This window comes from Streptomyces sp. NPDC050610 (assembly GCF_040654875.1).
In the GTDB taxonomy this organism is placed as follows: Bacteria; Actinomycetota; Actinomycetes; order Streptomycetales; family Streptomycetaceae; genus Streptomyces.
On record NZ_JBFAIV010000013.1, the window covers coordinates 36,232 to 54,743 of the forward strand.

General features: G+C 71.4%; 13 protein-coding genes. 6 read left to right on the forward strand and 7 right to left on the reverse strand.

The genetic code is table 11. From position 1 onward, the window contains the following. Positions 1–6 precede the first annotated feature (6 nt). Positions 7–825: a DUF3097 domain-containing protein gene (locus tag AB0I22_RS17890; RefSeq protein WP_363131747.1), complete on the forward strand. Its 819-nt coding sequence runs from the start codon at positions 7–9 to the stop codon at positions 823–825. 44 nt (positions 826–869) lie between these two features. Here AB0I22_RS17890 and hemW read toward each other — a convergent pair whose 3' ends face one another. Further along, a complete protein-coding gene (hemW, locus tag AB0I22_RS17895) occupies positions 870–2,102 on the reverse strand; it encodes a radical SAM family heme chaperone HemW (protein ID WP_363131748.1) in 1,233 nt (410 codons plus the stop codon). A gap of 114 nt (positions 2,103–2,216) precedes the next feature. After that, complete coding sequence (locus AB0I22_RS17900; protein ID WP_363131873.1) at positions 2,217–4,124, reverse strand: ATP-binding SpoIIE family protein phosphatase; 1,908 nt, start codon at positions 4,122–4,124, stop codon at positions 2,217–2,219. Between the two features lie 317 nt (positions 4,125–4,441). On the opposite strand from AB0I22_RS17900, the gene AB0I22_RS17905 reads away from it, so the two are divergent. Both AB0I22_RS17905 and AB0I22_RS17910 read left to right on the forward strand, forming a co-directional pair. Beyond that, entirely contained in the window at positions 4,442–8,575 is a 4,134-nt protein-coding gene (locus AB0I22_RS17905; protein WP_363131749.1) for a HAMP domain-containing protein, read from the forward strand. Continuing rightward, the gene (locus tag AB0I22_RS17910; protein WP_363131750.1) at positions 8,572–9,177 is read left to right on the forward strand and encodes a response regulator; all 606 of its coding nucleotides are present in this window, start codon (positions 8,572–8,574) and stop codon (positions 9,175–9,177) included. Before AB0I22_RS17905 ends, AB0I22_RS17910 begins: the two co-directional genes overlap by 4 nt. 144 nt (positions 9,178–9,321) lie before the next feature. Here AB0I22_RS17910 and AB0I22_RS17915 read toward each other — a convergent pair whose 3' ends face one another. The 3 genes from AB0I22_RS17915 to lepA all read right to left on the reverse strand — a co-directional run bounded on the left by AB0I22_RS17915 (position 9,322) and on the right by lepA (position 14,478). After that, positions 9,322–11,211, reverse strand: coding sequence for an AMP-dependent synthetase/ligase (locus AB0I22_RS17915; protein WP_363131751.1), 1,890 nt, complete (start codon positions 11,209–11,211; stop codon positions 9,322–9,324). Between the two features lie 881 nt (positions 11,212–12,092). Continuing rightward, a complete protein-coding gene (locus AB0I22_RS17920; RefSeq protein WP_363131752.1) occupies positions 12,093–12,374 on the reverse strand; it encodes a hypothetical protein in 282 nt (93 codons plus the stop codon). Positions 12,375–12,603: 229 nt separating this feature from the next. Next, the gene (lepA, locus tag AB0I22_RS17925; protein ID WP_363131753.1) at positions 12,604–14,478 is read right to left on the reverse strand and encodes a translation elongation factor 4; all 1,875 of its coding nucleotides are present in this window, start codon (positions 14,476–14,478) and stop codon (positions 12,604–12,606) included. A gap of 208 nt (positions 14,479–14,686) precedes the next feature. Here lepA and rpsT point away from each other — a divergent pair, with 208 nt between their 5' ends. Next, the gene (gene rpsT, locus AB0I22_RS17930) at positions 14,687–14,953 is read left to right on the forward strand and encodes a 30S ribosomal protein S20 (RefSeq protein WP_363131754.1); all 267 of its coding nucleotides are present in this window, start codon (positions 14,687–14,689) and stop codon (positions 14,951–14,953) included. Between the two features lie 337 nt (positions 14,954–15,290). Here rpsT and holA read toward each other — a convergent pair whose 3' ends face one another. Further along, positions 15,291–16,280 carry a DNA polymerase III subunit delta gene (gene holA, locus AB0I22_RS17935; protein WP_363131755.1) on the reverse strand — a complete coding sequence of 330 codons (990 nt, stop codon included), beginning with the start codon at positions 16,278–16,280 and terminating at the stop codon, positions 15,291–15,293. Positions 16,281–16,337: 57 nt separating this feature from the next. Between holA and AB0I22_RS17940 the strand changes: the two genes are divergently transcribed. Beyond that, the gene (locus tag AB0I22_RS17940) at positions 16,338–16,586 is read left to right on the forward strand and encodes a hypothetical protein (protein ID WP_363131756.1); all 249 of its coding nucleotides are present in this window, start codon (positions 16,338–16,340) and stop codon (positions 16,584–16,586) included. Between the two features lie 98 nt (positions 16,587–16,684). On the opposite strand, the gene AB0I22_RS17945 is transcribed toward AB0I22_RS17940, so the two are convergent. After that, positions 16,685–17,614, reverse strand: a complete 930-nt coding sequence (locus AB0I22_RS17945) for a VOC family protein (protein WP_363131757.1) — start codon at positions 17,612–17,614, stop codon at positions 16,685–16,687. A 168-nt stretch (positions 17,615–17,782) separates the two neighbouring features. Here AB0I22_RS17945 and AB0I22_RS17950 point away from each other — a divergent pair, with 168 nt between their 5' ends. Beyond that, positions 17,783–18,511 carry an FCD domain-containing protein gene (locus AB0I22_RS17950; protein ID WP_363131758.1) on the forward strand — a complete coding sequence of 243 codons (729 nt, stop codon included), beginning with the start codon at positions 17,783–17,785 and terminating at the stop codon, positions 18,509–18,511. The last annotated feature ends 1 nt before the right edge of the window (position 18,512 follow it).

Consider the following 18,512-nt stretch of genomic DNA (forward strand, 5'->3'; position numbering starts at 1 on the left):
TGGCGGATGCGCAGCAGAGAGTACGGCCCCGACCTGACACCCCCGTGGAAGAAGACCGCGCCCGCGCCCGAGGTGCCGGCCGATCCCGACCTCGTCGTCGAGGAGGTCGCCACGGGCTTCTGCGGCGCGGTGATCCGGTGCGAGAAGACGGCCCAGGGGCCGACCGTCACCCTGGAGGACCGGTTCGGCAAGCACCGGGTCTTCCCGATGGAGCCGCGCGGGTTCCTGCTGGAGGGGCGCGTCGTCACGCTCGTACGGCCGCAGCAGCGGGCCGCGCGGGGCCCGGCCCGTACGGCCTCCGGGTCGGTGGCCGTCCCGGGCGCGCGGGCGCGCGTGGCCCGCGCGGGCCGCATCTATGTCGAGGGCCGCCACGACGCCGAGCTGGTCGAACGCGTCTGGGGCGACGATCTGCGCATCGAGGGCGTCGTCGTCGAGTACCTGGAGGGGATCGACGACCTGCCCGCCATCGTCCGCGACTTCTCCCCCGCGCCGGACGCCCGGCTCGGCGTGCTCGTCGACCACCTGGTGCCGGGCTCCAAGGAGTCCCGGATCGCGGCGGAGGTCACGGATGCGAACGTTCTCGTGGTCGGCCACCCCTATATCGACGTCTGGGAGGCCGTGAAGCCGGCCTCCGTCGGCATCGCCGGCTGGCCGTCGGTCCCGCACGGCCAGGACTGGAAGAAGGGCGTCTGCCGGTCGCTGGGCTGGCCGGAGAACACGGGCGCCGCGTGGCAGCACATCCTCGGCGGGGTGCGCAGCTACAAGGACGTGGAGCCGGCGCTGCTGGGCCGCGTCGAGGAGTTGATCGACTTCGTCACGGGGTAGCGGGGGCGCCGCGCTCCTCAGGCCCCTCAAGGCCGGGGAGCCCCTCAGTCCACCAGGTCCCGCACCACCGCGTCCGCCAGCAGCCGGCCGCGCAGCGTGAGGACGGCCCGGCCGCGCTCGTACGGGGCGGGCTCCAGCAGTCCGTCCGCGAGCGCGCGGGCGGCGGCGCGGGCCCCCGCCGGGGCGAGGAGGTCCAGGGGGCAGCCCTCGCTCAGCCGCAGTTCCAGCAGGATCCGCTCCACGCGGCGGTCCTCCGCCGACAGGAGCTCGCGGCCCGCGCCGGGCGACCGGCCGTCGCTGAGCGCCTGGGCGTACGCGCCGGGGTGCTTGGCGTTCCACCAGCGCACGCCGCCCACGTGGCTGTGCGCGCCCGGGCCCGCGCCCCACCAGTCGGCGCCGCGCCAGTACAGCTCGTTGTGGCGGCAGCGGCCGGCTTGCGTGGTGGCCCAGTTCGACACCTCGTACCAGCGGAAACCCGCGCCCGACAGTGCCTCCTCCGTCATCAGGTAGCGGTCCGCGTGCACGTCGTCGTCGGTCATCGGGACCTCGCCGCGGCGAATGCGGCGGGCGAGCTGGGTGCCCTCCTCGACGATCAGCGCGTACGCGGAGACGTGGTCGGGGCCGGCCCCGATCGCGGCCTCCAGCGACGCCTTCCAGTCCGCGTCGCTCTCCCCCGGCGTGCCGTAGATCAGGTCCAGGTTCACGTGCTCGAACCCGGCGGCGCGCGCCTCGGCCACACACGCCTCGGGCCGGCCGGGTGTGTGCGTACGGTCGAGGATCTTCAGTACGTGCTGCCGCGCGCTTTGCATTCCGAACGAGACGCGCGTGAAGCCGCCGGCCCGCAGCTCCGCCAGATATGCCGGGTTCACGGACTCCGGGTTGGCCTCCGTGGTGATCTCCGCGCCGTCCGCGAGCCCGAACTCGTCCCGGATCGCGGCGAGCATGCGCACCAGGTCCGCCGCGGGCAGCAGGGTGGGGGTGCCGCCGCCGACGAATACGGTCTCCACGGGGCGGGGGTCGTCGCCCAGGACCTTCCGGGCCAGCCGGATCTCGTGCGCCAGCGTCTCGGCGTAGTTGTCGCGCGAGGCGAGGGCCCCGCCGGAGCCGCGCAGCTCACTGGCCGTGTAGGTGTTGAAGTCGCAGTAGCCGCACCGCGTGGCGCAGTACGGAACGTGCAGGTAGAACCCCAGCGGCCGGTCCGCCGCCCCGGTCAGGGCGTGCGGGGGCAGCGCCCCGTCGTCGGGCACGGGCTCACCATCGGGCAGTACGGAAGGCATGGGCTCCATTGTCCGGCATCGGCGCCGGGCGCCGTCCGGAACCGGAACCGGCCGCCCCGCGCCCGGCTCCGCAAGCCTCTTCGGGCCCCGCTACCGCAGCCTCTTCGGGCCCCGCTACCGCGCCCGCAGCACCAGCAGCGCCAGGTCGTCGTCCGGCGCGCTCGCCCCGAAATCGTGGACCGCCCGCCGGATGCGCTCGGCGACGCCGCCCGCGCTCAGCCCGGCACACCCCTTCAGCGCCGCCGCCAACCCGTCATCGTCGTCGAACAGCTCCACCGTGTCCGGCCCGCGCCGGTGCTCCGTCACCCCGTCCGTCACGCACAGCAGGGTGTCGCCGGGATCGAGGTCAAAGGTTTCGCTCGTATAGGTGGAGCTCTCCGCCACCCCGAGCAGCATCTGGGAGCCGGCGGCGGGCCGGACCGTTCCGTCGGGACTGAGCAGCAGGGGCGGCGGGTGGCCGGCGCTGGCGAGGGTGCAGCGGACGCCCTTGCCGGGCCCCAGCGGGACCAGCGCGCCGTAGACGAGGGACAGGAAGCGCGGGGAACCGTTGTCCGATCCGTCGTCTTCCGGCGGTTCGACGGGCACGCCGGGTCCGCTCTCCGTCGCCGCCGCCACGGCCCCCACGGCGCCGACGACCCCCTCGACCGCGTCCTCGCCGAGCATCCGGTTGATCCGGTCGAGCACCTCGCCGACCCCGTACCCCTCCTTCGCCAGGGACCGCATCCACGGCCGCACCATGCCGGTGACCACGGCCGCCTCCGGGCCGCTGCCGCACACGTCGCCGAGCGCGAAGCACCAGCGGCCGTCGCCGCCCGCGAAGAGGTCGTAGAAGTCGCCGCCCGCGCAGGTGTCGCCGCGCGGTTCGTAGACGATGGCGTGCTCGATGCCGGGGATTTCGGCGAGGCTCCGGGGCAGCAGCCCGCGCTGGAGGACCTGGCTGATGGTGAGCTGCCGGGTGTACTGCCGGGCGGAGGCGAGGGCGAGCGCGACGCGGCGCGCGAAGTCCTCGATGAGGCCGACGACTTCGTCGGGGGTGCGGGTCAGTCCGGCCCGGCCGAGCAGTATCGTGCCGACGCCGCGGCCCCCGGCGACGAGCCGGCAGGCGAGGGCGGTGCCGCCGGGTCCGTACGCGCCGGGTTCGCCGGGCCAGGGCCAGGAGACGGCGCTGCCGAGGGCGGCGGCGGGCGGCCGGGGCGGGTCCTTCTCCAGGGTGAGCCGCAGCGTCTCGATGCGACTCTCGCTGGTGTGCCAGACGCGGGACAGGCGCGGCACATGGCCGTCGGTGTCGAGCCAGACCGCGCACCAGTCGGCGAGCCGGGGCACGAGGAGCTGGGTCGCGAGGGAGGCCACCAAGTCCTCGTCGAACTGCCCGGCGAGCAGCTCGGACGCCTCGGCGAGGAACGAGAGCGCGCCGTGGCTGATCCAGTCCGGGTCGGCGGGGCAGTCGCCCGCGCGCCGCGGGGCGGGGGCGAGGATCTCGGCGACGCGCAGGTCGCGCAGGAGCGCCTGGTCGCCGGCGGTGGCGGCCTCGGGCGGCGGCTGGGCGCCGGGCACGACGGGCAGCCGGAACCAGACGGTCTTGCTCGTGCGGTGGTACGTCGTGCCCCAGGATTCGGCGCACTCGGCGACCAGCCGCAGGCCGTGGCCGGAGCGCGGCAGTTCGTCGTCGATGTCGCACGGCGGCCGGGCCCGGAGCACGCGGGCGGGGTGGTAGTCCGTGACCTCGACGCACAGGAAGGCCAGCCGCCCGTCGCCGGTCCCGCCGTCGAGCGCACAGCGCAGTTCGACGGAGGTGCCCGCGTGCACCACCGCGTTGGTCACCAGCTCGCTCACCAGCAGGACGGCGTCCTCGGTGAGCCGGTCGGCGACCCCGCGCACCGCGGGGAGGGCGAGGGCGGTCCACTCGGCGACCGCGGCCCGTACGAACTGGCGGGCCGCCAGGGGCGCGAGGGAGTTGCCGGGCAGGCGCGTGCGGGCCGTCGGCGCGACGCGGGCGGCGGCGGCCGGGCCGGGCTCGCTCAAGCCGGGTCCGCCCGGACCGGTCCCGTCGAGCACGGGGTCGTGCAGTACGGGGGCGTCCAGCACCGGCTCGTCCAGTACGGGGTCATGCGGTACGGGGTCGCTCGGTACGGGCTCGGCCTGGCTGGATCCGGCCGTCTCGCTGTGTCCGGGAACGGCGCGTGAATGGACCCCGTGCGGCTCCGCCGCACCCCATTGAACAGAAGATGATGTACCCACCGGGTAGCTCCTGACCAGTTCCGGCATAGTGCCGTTTCCGACACCGACAGAGTGACAGACTGACCACGCTCATATGCACCGAGTTACGTAAGTGGGTCGCCATGAGTGGAGAAACCGCAGCTCCGACGGCATTCGCCGGCTCGGGGGACACGCAGGACCAGTGGGTACGAGCCGCCGAACTGCGCCCGTTGCTGAGCGCTCTGACCGCTCTGAGCGACGGCGACTTCCGGGTGCGGATGTCGGGCGCGCAGAGCGGCGTGCTGGCGGAACTGGCCGCCGCGTTCAATCAGGTAGTGGCTCGTAATGAACACTTCTCCGACGAACTGACGCGGGTGCGCAGGGAAGTGGTACGGCAGGGCCGGCTGGACGAGCGGGTGGAGCCGAGCCCGGGGCAGGGCCACTGGGCGATGAGCGTGCAGGCCACGAATGTCCTCATCGACGCCCTCGTCACCCCGGCGGCGAACGCCACGCGCGTGCTGGACGCGGTCGCGGGCGGCGACCTCACGCAGCGCGTGGACCTGCACGACGGCAACCGCCCGCTCCGCGGCGACCTGCGGCGGCTGGGCCGCGCGGTCAACAAGATGGTGGACCAGCTGTCGCTGTTCACCGGCGAGGTGACGCGGGTGGCCCGCGAGGTCGGCACCGAGGGGCGGCTGGGCGGCAGGGCCAAGGTGGCGGGTCTGTCGGGGAGTTGGCGGGACGTCACCGAGGCGGTCAACACGATGGCGGCGCGGCTGACCGCGCAGGTCCGGGACATCGCGGTGGTGACCACGGCGGTGGCGCGCGGTGATCTGACGCGGCAGGTCACGATCGAGGCGACCGGTGAGCTGCTGGAGCTCAAGCTGACCGTGAACACGATGGTGGACCAGCTCTCGGCCTTCGCCGACGAGGTGACGCGGGTGGCCCGCGAGGTCGGCACCGAGGGGCAGTTGGGCGGCCGGGCGCAGGTGCGGGGCGTGTCCGGGGTCTGGAAGGACCTGACCGACAACGTCAACTTCATGGCCTCCAACCTGACGTCCCAGGTCCGCAACATCGCCCAGGTCACCACGGCCGTCGCCAACGGCGACCTGTCGCAGAAGATCACGGTGGACGCGAAGGGGGAAATCCTCCAGCTCAAGTCCACCGTGAACACGATGGTGGACCAGCTCTCGGCCTTCGCGGACGAGGTCACCCGCGTCGCCCGCGAAGTCGGTACGGACGGCAGACTCGGCGGCCGGGCCCAGGTGCGGGGCGTGTCCGGCGTCTGGAAGGACCTCACCGACAACGTCAACTTCATGGCGGACAACCTCACCACCCAAGTCCGCAACATCGCCCAGGTGGCGACGGCGGTGGCGCAGGGGGACCTCGGCAAGACCATCACGGTGGAGGCCAAGGGCGAGATCCTGGAGCTGAAGTCGACGATCAACACGATGGTGGACCAGCTCTCGGCCTTCGCCGACGAGGTCACCCGCGTCGCCCGCGAAGTCGGCACCGAGGGCAACCTGGGCGGCCAGGCGCAGGTGCGCGGGGTCTCCGGCGTCTGGAAGGACCTCACCGACAACGTCAACTTCATGGCCTCCAACCTGACATCCCAGGTCCGCAACATCGCCCAGGTCACGACGTCGGTGGCCGACGGGGACCTGTCGAAGAAGATCACCGTGGACGCGCGCGGCGAGATCCTGGAGCTGAAGGACACCATCAACACGATGGTCGATCAGCTGCGGGCGTTCGCGGACGAGGTGACCCGCGTGGCCCGCGAGGTCGGCACGGACGGCAGACTCGGCGGTCGGGCGCAGGTGCGGGGCGTGTCCGGCGTCTGGAAGGACCTCACGGACAACGTCAACTTCATGGCGGACAATCTGACGTCGCAGGTCCGCAATATCGCCCAGGTCACCACGGCCGTCGCCAACGGCGACCTGTCGAAGAAGATCGACGTGGACGCGCGCGGCGAGATCCTGGAGCTGAAGACGGCCATCAACACCATGGTCGACACGCTCTCCTCGTTCTCCGCCGAGGTCACCCGTGTGGCCCGCGAGGTCGGCACGGAGGGCAATCTCGGCGGCCAGGCGCGCGTCGAGGGCGTGTACGGCACGTGGAAGCGGCTGACGACGAACGTCAACGAGCTGGCGTCGAACCTCACCACCCAGGTCCGCGCCATCGCGGAGGTGGCCAGCGCCGTGGCGCAGGGCGACATGTCGCGCTCGATCACGGTGGAGACCCAGGGCGAGGTCGCCGAGCTCAAGAACAACATCAATCTGATGGTGGCCAACCTCCGCGAGACGACCCGCGCCAAGGACTGGCTGGAGTCGAACCTGGCACGGCTGGCCGGTCTGATGCAGGGGCACCGGGACCTTATGGAGGTCGCCGATCTGATCCTGCGCGAGCTGACCCCGCTGGTGAACGCGCAGTACGGGGCGTTCTTCCTGGCCGAGCCGGAGGAGGGCACGAACGGCGCGGCGGCCGCGGGCGCCCGCGGCCTGGCCTTCATCGCCGGGTACGGCTCCGCGCAGGGCGCCACCGTGGACACGCCGGGGATGCCCGGCCACGGGCTGGTGCGGCAGGCGGCGCTGGAGAAGAAGCGCATCCTGGTGGAGGAGGCGCCGCCCGGCTACATCAAGATCAATTCCGGGCTGGGGGAAGCGGCGCCGGCCAGCGTCGTCATCATCCCGATCCTCTTCGAGGACCAGTTACTCGGCGTCATCGAACTGGCCTCCTTCTCCCGCTTCTCCGACGTCCACCTGGCGTTCTTCGACCAGTTCGTCAACACCATCGGCGTCGCGATCAACACCATCATCGCCAACTCCCGCACCGAGTCGCTGCTGAGCGAGTCCCAGCGCCTCGCTCAGCAGCTCCAGGAGCGGTCGGACGAACTCCAGGGCCAACAGGCCCAGTTGCAGCGCTCCAACGCGGAGCTGGAGGAGAAGGCGGCGCTGCTGGCCACCTCCTCGCAGTACAAGTCCGAGTTCCTGGCGAACATGTCGCACGAGCTGCGGACGCCCCTCAACTCGCTGCTCATCCTGGCCCGGCTGCTCTCCGACAACCCGGACGGGCACCTCTCCGACCAGGAGGTGCAGTTCGCCGCGACGATCCACCGCTCCGGCTCCGACCTGCTCCAGCTGATCAACGACATCCTCGACCTGTCGAAGATCGAGGCGGGCCGGATGGATGTACGCCCCAAGAAACTGCCGCTGATAAAGATCCTCGACTATGTGCACGCCACCTTCCGGCCGGTCACCATCGACCGGGGGCTCGCCTTCGAGGTCACGGTCGGCGAGGACGTACCGCGCGAGATGTTCTCGGACGAGCAGCGGCTCCAGCAGATCCTGCGCAACCTGCTGTCCAACGCCATCAAGTTCACCGCGACCGGCAAGATCGTGCTGCGCGTGAACCGGGTCCGCGCGGAGGAGGACGACGAGGACCAGATCGGCTTCGCCGTCAGCGACACCGGCATCGGCATCCCCGCCGACAAGCTCTCTGCCGTCTTCGAGGCGTTCCAGCAGGCCGACGGCACCACCAACCGCAAGTACGGCGGCACCGGCCTCGGCCTCTCCATCAGCCGCGAGATCGCCGGGCTGCTCGGCGGGCGCATCACCGCGGAGAGCGAGCCGGGCAAGGGCTCGACCTTCACGCTGTACGTGCCCCCCACCTGGAGCGGCCACCTGGCCGACGACGAGTCCGACGTCCCCGGACACGCCTCGCCCCCGCAGCTGTGCGCGGAGCCGGAGCAGGTCCAGGAGGAGTACGACGCTCCCGAGGAGCCGAACTGGCCGGCCGCGACCCGGTTGCACGAGTGGCGGGTCGGCCGGGTCGGCGCGGTCCTCGACGGCAGCCGGGTGCTGATCATCGACGACGACATCCGCAACGTCTTCGCGCTCACCCATGTACTGGGCCGGGTCGGCATGCCCGTGCTCTACGCGGAGAACGGCCGGGAGGGCATCGAGACGCTGGAGAGGAACCCGGACGTCGCGCTCGTGCTGATGGACATCATGATGCCGGAGCTCGACGGCTACGAGACGATCGACGCCATCCGCCGCACCCCGCGCTTCGCCGAACTGCCGATCATCGCCCTCACCGCGAAAGCCATGCCCGGCGACCGCGAGAAGTCCATCGCCGTCGGCGCGTCCGACTACGTTCCCAAACCGGTGGACGTGGACCACCTGTTCACCGTGGCGCTCCGCCTCCTGGACCCAGAGGCAGCCCCTGCCGCCCCCGCGCCGACCGAGGAGTCGGCCGAGAACATCACGAGGCCCTCATGAGTTCTGGTTCCACCGCCACCGCCGAGGCCGCCATCGGGGCCGCCGACCGGGCGAGCATCCTCCTCGTCGACGACATGGACGACAACCTCGCCGCCCTGGAGGCCGTACTGACCTCGCTGGGCGAGCCGCTGGTGCGCGCCCGGTCCGGGGAGGAGGCGATGAAGGCGCTGCTGCGCCAGGAGTTCGCCGTCGTACTCCTGGACGTGCTGATGCCCGGCATGGACGGCTTCGAGACGGCGGCCAACATCAAACGGCTCGATCAGACGAAGGACGTGCCGATCATCTTCCTGACCGGCACGGACTCCAATTCCGGCTACGCCTTCCGGGGTTACGCCACCGGTGCCGCGGACTACCTCACCAAGCCGTTCGACCCGTGGGTGCTGCGCGCCAAGGTCACCGTCTTCCTCGACCTGTACCGCAAGAACCGGCAGTTGCAGCAGTTGCTGCTGCGCGATCAGGCGCGCATCGACACGATGCTGGCGCGGCTGTCCGGGATCGAGCGGGAACTGGCGCGCGGGGAGCTGGCCGACGCGGAGGAGCTGCGGCGCCGGGTGTCGGCCGTGGAGGCCTCGTTGCGGGAGCTGCGCGGCGGGCGGGGGTGAGAGCGGGGGCGGGCCGGGGCGGAGTGTCGCCCTGGCCCGCTCTGCCCCGCCCCGGCTTGTTCGCCCCTGGACGCCCGTACGTACGCCCGTGCCTCCCGGTGCGTCCGTACGCCCGTACGCGCTCGTACGCCCGTATCCGCGTGGCTATGACTCGCGCGTGCCCGCGTACATGTCCTCGATGAGGTCCTTGAACTGGCGCTCCACGACCGGCCGCTTGAGCTTGAGGCTCGGTGTCAGCTCGCCGTGCTCGACGTCGAGATCGCGCGGCAGCAGCCGGAACTTCTTGATCGTCTGCCAGCGCTGGAGCCCCTCGTTGAGCCGCTTCACATAGCCGTCGATCAGCTGCTCGGTCTCCTTGGCGGCGACCACCTCCGCGTACGAGCGGCCCGACTGGCCGTGCTCCTTGGCCCACTCCATGATGCTGGGCTCGTCGAGCGAGATGAGCGCGGTGCAGAAATTGCGGTCGGCGCCGTGCACCAGGATGTTGGAGACGAACGGACACACCGCCTTGAACTGGCCCTCGACCTCGGCGGGCGCGATGTATTTGCCACCCGACGTCTTGATCAGGTCCTTCTTGCGGTCGGTGATCCGCAGATAGCCGTCGGCGGAGAGCTCGCCGATGTCGCCGGTGTGGAACCAGCCGTCGGATTCGAGGACTTCGGCGGTCTTCTCGGGCAGCCCGTGGTAGCCCTGCATGATGCCGGGGCCGCGCAGCAGGATCTCGCCGTCGTCGGCGATCCGGACCTCGGTGCCGGGCAGCGGCTTGCCGACGGTGCCGGTGCGGTACGCCTCGCCGGGGTTGACGAAGTTGGCGGCGCTGGTCTCGGTGAGCCCGTAGCCCTCCAGGATGTGGATGCCCGCGCCGGCGAAGAAGTACCCGATGTCGGGGGCGAGCGCGGCCGAGCCGGAGATGCAGGCGCGCAGCCGGCCGCCGAACGCCTCGCGGAGCTTGGCGTAGACGAGAGCGTCGGCGATCTTGTGCTTGGCCGAGAGGCCGAAGGAGACCGAACCGTTTCCGGTGTGGCGGAAGTTGTCCTGCGAGGCCTTCGCGTACTCGCGCGCGACCTCGGCCGCCCACTGGAAGATCTTGTACTTGGCGCTGCCGCCGGCCCGCGCCTTGGCGACGACCCCGTTGTAGACCTTCTCGAAGATTCTCGGCACGGCGGCCATATAGGTGGGCTGGACCACCGGCAGATTCTCGATGATCTTGTCGACCCGGCCGTCCACGGCGGTGATGTGCCCGACGCTGATCTGCCCCGCGGTGAGCACCTTCCCGAAGACGTGCGCGAGCGGCAGCCACAGGTACTGCACGTCGTCGGGGGTGACCAGCTCCGTCGCCTGGATGGCGCGCGCCATGTACGACCAGCAGTCGTGCGGCAGCCGGACGCCCTTGGGGCGGCCGGTGGTGCCGGAGGTGTAGATGAGGGTGGCGAGCTGGTCCCGCTCCAGGGCGCCGATCCGGTCGGTCACGGCGTCGGGGCTCTTCTCCAGAAACGCGCCGCCGCGCCGCTCCAGCTCGGCGAGGGAGAGCACCCAGCCCTCCGGGTCGCCCTCGGCGGCCACCGCGTCCGCCTCCTCGATGACCACGACATGGGCCAGGGACGGCAGCTCGGCACGGCACGCGCGGACCTTGGTGAGCTGCGCGGCGTCCTCGGCGATCAGCACCTTGCTGTCCGAGTCGGAGAGGATGAACGCCGTCTCCTCGGTGTTGGTCGAGGAGTAGACGGTGGTGGTCGCGGCCCCCGCGCAGAGCACCCCGAGGTCGGCGAGTATCCACTCGACGCGGGTGTTGGAGGCGAGCGCGACGCGCTCCTCCGGCTGTACGCCGAGGTCGAGCAGTCCGGCGGCGATGGCGAAGACGCGCTGGGAAGCCTGCTGCCAGCTGAGCGACGCCCAGTCGTCGGGGCCCTCGCCCGAGGCGGCGGGGACGGGGTAGCGGTATGCCTCGGCGTCCGGCGTCGCCTCGACCCGTTCGAGAAAGAGGTTCGCCACGGACGGTGGCCGGTTCTCGATCAAAGCCTGTGTATCGGTCACGGCATCCTCCGGGGCCCGCCTCATTGCTGGTGACTCGCGAGTAACCTTCGAGCAGTGATCAGACTAGATGCGATGCCGCCGCCATGTAAGAGGCTGCGGGACTCCAGTTGAACCGGTTGCCGATGCGATAGATGCCCCATACATGCACCCTCCCGTGCCGGCGGTACGGCGAGCTTCTCGCCGGACCGACGGACCGCCGGTACGGGCCGCCGGTACGGGCCGCGGCGGCGCCGCGGGCGCGGGCTGCGGGCCGCGGCCCGCAGGCGTGATCCGCAGACGTGAACCGCAGGCGCGGGGCTGCCGGTACCGACGGCCCGTACGGGCTGTGGGCGCGAGCCGCACCCCGCGGCCATGGGGATGGCCTGCGGGTACGGCCTGCCGGTGCTACCGCCAGTGTCGGATGACGGCGCTGACTGCCGATACGGCCGCCAGTACCGGCCGCCAGTGTTGGCTGGCCGGCACGGCAGCCAGTACTGGCTGCCGGTACGGCCCGCCTGTACTGGCCGGGTACGGCCATCAGCGCGGGCCGGGGGACGGACCGTCGGCACGACCGCCAATACTGGCTGCCGGTACGGCCCACCCGTACCGGCCGAGTACGGCCATCAGCACGGGCCGGCCGGGGGACGGACCACCGGCACGGCTGTCGGTACGGACCGTCGGCACGACCGCCCGTACGTGCGGGCACGACCGCCAGGGCCAGCCCGCAGGCGCGAGCGTCGGTTTCAGGCCGGGTACGGCCGTCACGGCGAGCCCGCACGCGCGACCACCGCCCGTACGGGCCGGGGCGGCCGTCAGCGCGAGCCTCGGGCGCAGCCCTCGGTGTGGGCCGGAATCCGGCCATGGGCGGCGGCCGCGCCGGCGCGGCCGCCGCGACTGTGGCGTCAGCCGCCCAGTGGTGCGCCGATCGGCAGGCCGCCGACCATGGTCGGGTTCCGGGACGGCTGGGTCGAGCTCTTCCCCTCGGCGCCCTGCGTGCGGTCGAACGCGCTGCCCAGTTCGCCGACCGCGCCGACGAGGCCCTGGACGTCGACGTCCTGGAGCGGTCCCGCGGTGGCCTGGCCGGGCGCGGCGTCCGCCTCGACGCCGCCGGCGAACGCGGGCGCGGCGACGCCGAGAGCCATCAGCGAACCGGCAACGACTGCGGCGGCCTTCGTGTACTTCACTGTCGGATTCCCTTTCCGCAGCGACGGGCGTCGCTGTCGGTATCCGTAACGGGACCGCGCGCCGATCGGAAACCCCGCGCGGGGGCCTGTTCGCGCCACGCGCCCGTACGACCACCCGAATGCCGCACAGGGCGCCCGCCCCGGTCGTACCGGGGTGAGCGCCCTGCGCGGCGGCGGGACTTCGGCCCGGCAGCTTTTCAGAGGCGCCTGAGCCGAGTCCCGCCGGGAATCACTTCTTCGTCTTGGAGTCCGCGCCGTCGGAGTCCGAGGACAGCACCGCGATGAACGCCTCCTGCGGCACCTCCACGCTGCCGACCATCTTCATCCGCTTCTTGCCCTCCTTCTGCTTCTCCAGCAGCTTCCGCTTACGGGAGATGTCACCGCCGTAGCACTTGGCGAGCACGTCCTTGCGGATCGCGCGCACCGTCTCACGGGCGATGACGCGGCTGCCGATGGCGGCCTGGATGGGCACCTCGAAGTTCTGCCGCGGGATGAGCTCGCGCAACTTGGCGACCAGCCGCACCCCGTACGCGTACGCCTTGTCCTTGTGGGTGACCGCGGAGAACGCGTCGACCTTGTCGCCGTGCAGCAGGATGTCGACCTTGACGAGCTGCGCCTGCTGCTCGCCGGTGGGCTCGTAGTCGAGCGAGGCGTAACCGCGGGTCTTGGACTTCAGCTGGTCGAAGAAGTCGAAGACGATCTCGGCGAGCGGGAGGGTGTAGCGCAGCTCGACGCGGTCCTCGGAGAGGTAGTCCATGCCGAGCAGCGAGCCGCGGCGGGCCTGGCAGAGCTCCATGATCGAGCCGATGAACTCGCTGGGGGCCAGCACGGTCGCGCGGACGACGGGCTCGTGCACCTCGGCGATCTTGCCCTCGGGGAACTCGCTCGGGTTGGTGACCGTGTGCTCGGTGCCGTCCTCCATGATCACGCGGTAGACCACGTTAGGGGCGGTGGCGATCAGGTCGAGCCCGAACTCGCGCTCCAGCCGCTCCCGGATCACGTCCAGGTGCAGCAGGCCGAGGAAGCCGACGCGGAAACCGAAGCCGAGCGCGGCGGACGTCTCCGGCTCGTAGACCAGCGCGGCGTCGTTGAGCTGGAGCTTGTCGAGGGCCTCGCGCAGCTCCGGGTAGTCCGAGCCGTCCAGCGGGTACAGGCCCGAGAACACCATCGGCTTCGGGTCCTTGTAGCCGCCCAGCGGCTTGTCGGCGCCCTTGCTGAGGGAGGTGATCGTGTCACCGACCTTGGACTGCCGCACGTCCTTCACGCCGGTGATGATGTAGCCGACCTCGCCGACGCCGATTCCGTCGGCGGCCTTCATCTCCGGCGCGGAGACCCCGATCTCCAGCAGCTCGTGCGCGGCGCCGGTGGACATCATCCGGATCCGTTCGCGCTTGTTGAGCTGGCCGTCGACGACCCTGACGTAGGTGACCACGCCGCGGTAGGAGTCGTAGACCGAGTCGAAGATCATCGCGCGGGCCGGGGCGTCCGCGACGCCGACCGGGGCCGGGACCTCGGCGACGACCTTGTCGAGCAGCGCGTCGACGCCCTCGCCGGTCTTGGCGGAGACCTTGAGCACGTCGGAGGGGTCGCAGCCGATGAGGTGCGCCAGCTCGGCGGCGAACTTCTCGGGCTGCGCGGCGGGCAGGTCGATCTTGTTGAGGACCGGGATGATCGTGAGGTCGTTCTCCATCGCCAGATACAGGTTGGCGAGGGTCTGCGCCTCGATGCCCTGGGCGGCGTCGACGAGGAGGATGCAGCCCTCGCACGCGGCGAGGGAGCGGGAGACCTCGTAGGTGAAGTCGACGTGGCCCGGAGTGTCGATCATGTTGAGGACATGGGTCGAGCCCTGCTCCGGGCCCTCCGTGGGCGCCCAGGGCAGCCGGACCGCCTGGGACTTGATCGTGATGCCGCGCTCACGCTCGATGTCCATGCGGTCGAGATACTGCGCGCGCATCTGCCGCTGGTCGACCACTCCGGTCAGCTGGAGCATCCGGTCGGCGAGCGTCGACTTTCCGTGGTCGATGTGCGCGATGATGCAGAAGTTACGGATGAGAGCCGGGTCGGTACGGCTCGGCTCCGGCACGTTCGAAGGGGTCGCGGGCACGCAGGGTCCATTCGGTGATTGAACGCGGCTAGCGCGGCTGGGCGCGGCTAGGCGGGGCTCGGGCATACCCCACCATCGTCCCATGAGCGGCGGCCTCGGTCCGGTTTGGGAGGCCGGAGAGCCTGCTGGTAGCCTGGTCCACCGTGCCTCGTGCCCTCTGGTGTGCGAGGCGCTCATCGAAATCCGACGAACCTGAGAAGGCTCATTCGTGGCGAACATCAAGTCCCAGATCAAGCGGAACAAGACGAACGAGAAGGCGCGCCTGCGCAACAAGGCCGTCAAGTCCTCGCTCAAGACCGCGATCCGTCAGACCCGTGAGGCCGTTGCCGCCGGTGACCTGGAGAAGGCCACCGCTGCCGCCGCCCTCGCCGGCAAGAAGCTCGACAAGGCCGCCAGCCGTGGCGTGATCCACAAGAACGCCGCCGCCAACAAGAAGTCGGCGATGGCCAAGCGGGTCGCTTCCCTCCAGGGCTGAAGCCTCCTGTAGTTCCACAGCTCTGCCCCGGGGCGCTGCCCCGGACCCGCCGGACAGGACTCAGCGGACCCTCTCTACCGCTCCGGTCCGGAAGCTCCAGCCATTGACTGGCGCACCGCGCCGCACACGAGCCTGCGTTCGCCACGCGGGTGCGGCGCACACAGCGTGAATCCGAAGGCCCCGAGCCCGCTCTTCCCCAGAGCGGCCCGGGGCCTTCGACGTGTTCACGTACGTATTGCGAGCTTGCCGCGCGTCGGCCCGTACGCGCCTTATGCCAGGACGTACGGGCCCCTCGGCAGGGCGTACGGGCCCGTCGGCGGGGCGGCGTGGGGCGCGGTCACTGGCTCCGGGTGCGGGCGGCGCGGGCCACGGCGACGACGGCTTTCTCCAGGGCGTACTCCGGGTCGTCGCCGCCGCCCTTGACGCCCGCGTCGGCCTCGGCGACGGCGCGCAGTGCGACGGCGACGCCGTCCGCGGACCAGCCCCGCATCTGCTGGCGCACGCGGTCTATCTTCCAGGGCGGCATGCCCAGCTCGCGGGCCAGGTCGCCGGGGCGGGCGCCGCGCGGGGCGGAGGCCAGCTTGCCGATCGCCCGTACGCCCTGGGCGAGGGCGCTGGTGATCAGTACGGGCGCGACTCCGGTGGACATCGACCAGCGCAGCGCTTCCAGGGCCTCGGCGGCCCTGCCCTCCACGGCCCGGTCGGCGACGGTGAAGCTGGACGCCTCGGCGCGGCCCGTGTAATAGCGGGCCACCACGGCCTCGTCGATGGTGCCCTCGACGTCCGCGACGAGCTGGGAGCAGGCGCTGGCCAGCTCGCGCAGGTCGCTGCCGATGGCGTCCACGAGGGCCTGGCACGCCTCGGGGGTCGCGGAGCGGCCGGTGGCGCGGAACTCGGAGCGTACGAACGCGAGCCGGTCGGCGGGCTTGGTCATCTTGGGACAGGCGACCTCGCGGGCCCCCGCCTTGCGGGCGGCGTCCAGCAGGCCCTTGCCCTTGGCGCCGCCCGCGTGCAGCAGCACGAGCGTGATCTCCTCGGCGGGCGCCGAGAAATAGCCCTTCACGTCCTTGATCGTGTCCGCGGAGAGATCCTGGGCGTTGCGGACGACCACCACCTTGCGCTCGGCGAAGAGGGACGGGCTGGTCAGCTCGGCGAGGGTGCCGGGCTGGAGCGCGTCGGAGGTGAGATCGCGCACGTCGGTGTCCGCGTCGGCGGCGCGGGCGGCCGCCACCACCTGCTGCACGGCTCGGTCGAGGAGGAGGTCCTCCTGGCCCACCGCGAGTGTGACGGGGGCGAGCAGGTCGTCGGGGGAAGGTTTCCTGGCCATCGCGGTCCAGCATCCCATGCGGCACTGACAGTGCCGCATGTGCCGGAGAATGCAGGGGTGAGCGACGTACGACATGTGCTGGTGCTGCCCGACCGGGATGCGGCGGAGGAGGTGGCGGAGTCCCTTGGGGACCGCTTCGGCGTGCGCGAGGAGCCGCAGCTCGTCCGGGACGCGCTGGCGGGCGAGGACGACGCCGAGGACGCGCAGTGGCTGGTGGTGATCGAGGACCCGGCGGGGCGGCTCGACGCGACGGCGCTGGACGAGTTCGCCGCCGAGTACGAGGGCTGGCGGGAAGCCGGCCACTGACACGTCCGTGCCCGGCGCCGGGACCCAGTGAGGATTCCGACCTCGGCTCCGACCCCGGGGTTCCGGCTCCGGGTTTCCAGCTCCGGGGCGCGCTCGGGTCATCCCGTCGCGCTGTGGCTCCGGGTCATGAGGGCGGCGAGGTCCTCGGGGTGCAGGAAGGACGGGGGCGGCGGCGGGCCCCAGCTGAACAGCCCCCTGGCGCCTTCGAAGACCTCGGGCGTCCACAACTGGTCGTCGACGACGCAGTCCATGTCGGAGTAGTACTCGGCGAAGTTGCCGGCCGGGTCCTTGAGGTACCAGAAGAAGTTGGACCCCGCGTGGTGGCGGCCGAGGCCCCAGACGTGCCGCTCCGGGTGGCCCTCCAGCATGGCGGTCGCGCCGCGGCCGATGTCGTCGACGTCGTCCACCTGCCAGGACGTGTGGTGCAGGAAGACGGCGGGCGCCTTGAGAACGAGGATGTTGTGGTGGTCGGTGGAGCAGCGCAGGAACGCGCCGGAGTCCTTGATGTAGTCACTGGCCTTGAACCCGAGGCCGTCGCGGAAGAAGGCGGTCGTGGCGTCGAAGTCGGTGGTGCCGACGACGGCGTGGCCGAGCTTGCGCGGGCGGACCGGCGCGGAGCGCTGGGTGCCCGGCGCGCGCGATCCCACGCGCTCGACGCGCCCGGGCCCGTTGCAGGGCGTGGCCGGTACCGCCGCCGGCGGCGCCGGTCGCGGGGCGACGTCGAGTACCGCGCGTAAACCGGTGACCTTGTCGTACGCGGTCAGGGAGCTGTCGGCGGAATCGGCCGGCACGCCGAGGCGGGCGAGCCGGTGTGCCGCGGCGGCGAGGTCGTCGGGGTCGTCGACGCCGACGCGCACTTCCAGCAGGCGGCGCGTCGGGGCGTGCACGATGCGCAGTTGGCGGCCCCCGTCGCGGGTGGCGAGCCAGCCGTCGCCGTCCGGGGTGAGCCCGAGATCGGCGTAGTACGCGGCCGTCTCGGGGACGTCGGGGACGCCCATGGTGATGGATATCAGACGGTGCAGTGCCATATCGGGGCTCCTTCGTCCGTCATTCGCGGCCGGCCGGCACGTGTTCGCGCGACCCTCGCGCTAATTGAGCATGATGATTACAGTGATACTGCGCCGCTGCTGTTCATGGCATCAAGAGGGGGTCGTTGTAATATCCATAATGAATATTCGGCTACGTCGAGGAGTGCCGTGAACACCGCCCGCCCCGCAGCACCCAGCCGGGCCGAACAGGCCGCGGACCGCATCGCCTCGCTGGCCAAGGACGCCGGACCCGGCACCCGGCTCGGGACCAAGGAGGAGTTGCGCGCCCAGTGCGGCGTCTCCGTGGGAACGTTCAACGAATCCCTGCGGCTCCTTCAGGCGCGCGGCCTCGTGACCGTCCGCCCGGGGCCCGGCGGCGGGATCTTCTCCTCCCGGCCGTCGCCGATGGTCAGGCTGGGCAACACCGTCCTCGCCCTCGACGCGCAAGAGACGGACGTCGCCGAGGCCGTGCGCATCAGGGACGCGCTCGATCCGCTGCTGATCGAGGACGCGCTCTGGCACGCCTCGCCGGCCGACTTCGCCCGGCTGCGCGGGCACCTCGACGTCATGGCGCAGGCCGTGGCGGCCACCGACGCCGTCGCCTTCGTCCGCGCGAACTGGCGGCTCCACGCGCAGATCGCGGCCATCAGCCCCAACGCCCTGCTCCGCTCGCTCTACAACAACCTCCTCGACCTCATCGAGACGCACACCCTGGGCGTCCTGCCGGGCGGTGAACAGCCCCTCGGGGAGTACATCGCCCAGCGCCACGAACTGCACCGCGACATCGTGGACGCGCTCGAACGGCGGGACCGCGACGCCTCGCTGCGACTGATCCGCGAACACCACACCAGCCCCAAGAGCCCGCTGGACAACGCGTCCCGCACGGAGGGCTCTTGAT

Coding starts and splice junctions, on each gene's coding strand:
- AB0I22_RS17945 (WP_363131757.1), bottom strand. CDS start 17,614: ATGGCACTGCACCGTCTGATATCCATCACCATGGGCGTCCCCGACGTC.
- holA (WP_363131755.1), bottom strand. CDS start 16,280: ATGGCCAGGAAACCTTCCCCCGACGACCTGCTCGCCCCCGTCACACTC.
- hemW (WP_363131748.1), bottom strand. CDS start 2,102: ATGCCTTCCGTACTGCCCGATGGTGAGCCCGTGCCCGACGACGGGGCG.
- AB0I22_RS17905 (WP_363131749.1), top strand. CDS start 4,442: ATGAGTGGAGAAACCGCAGCTCCGACGGCATTCGCCGGCTCGGGGGAC.
- AB0I22_RS17890 (WP_363131747.1), top strand. CDS start 7: ATGCGCAGCAGAGAGTACGGCCCCGACCTGACACCCCCGTGGAAGAAG.
- AB0I22_RS17910 (WP_363131750.1), top strand. CDS start 8,572: ATGAGTTCTGGTTCCACCGCCACCGCCGAGGCCGCCATCGGGGCCGCC.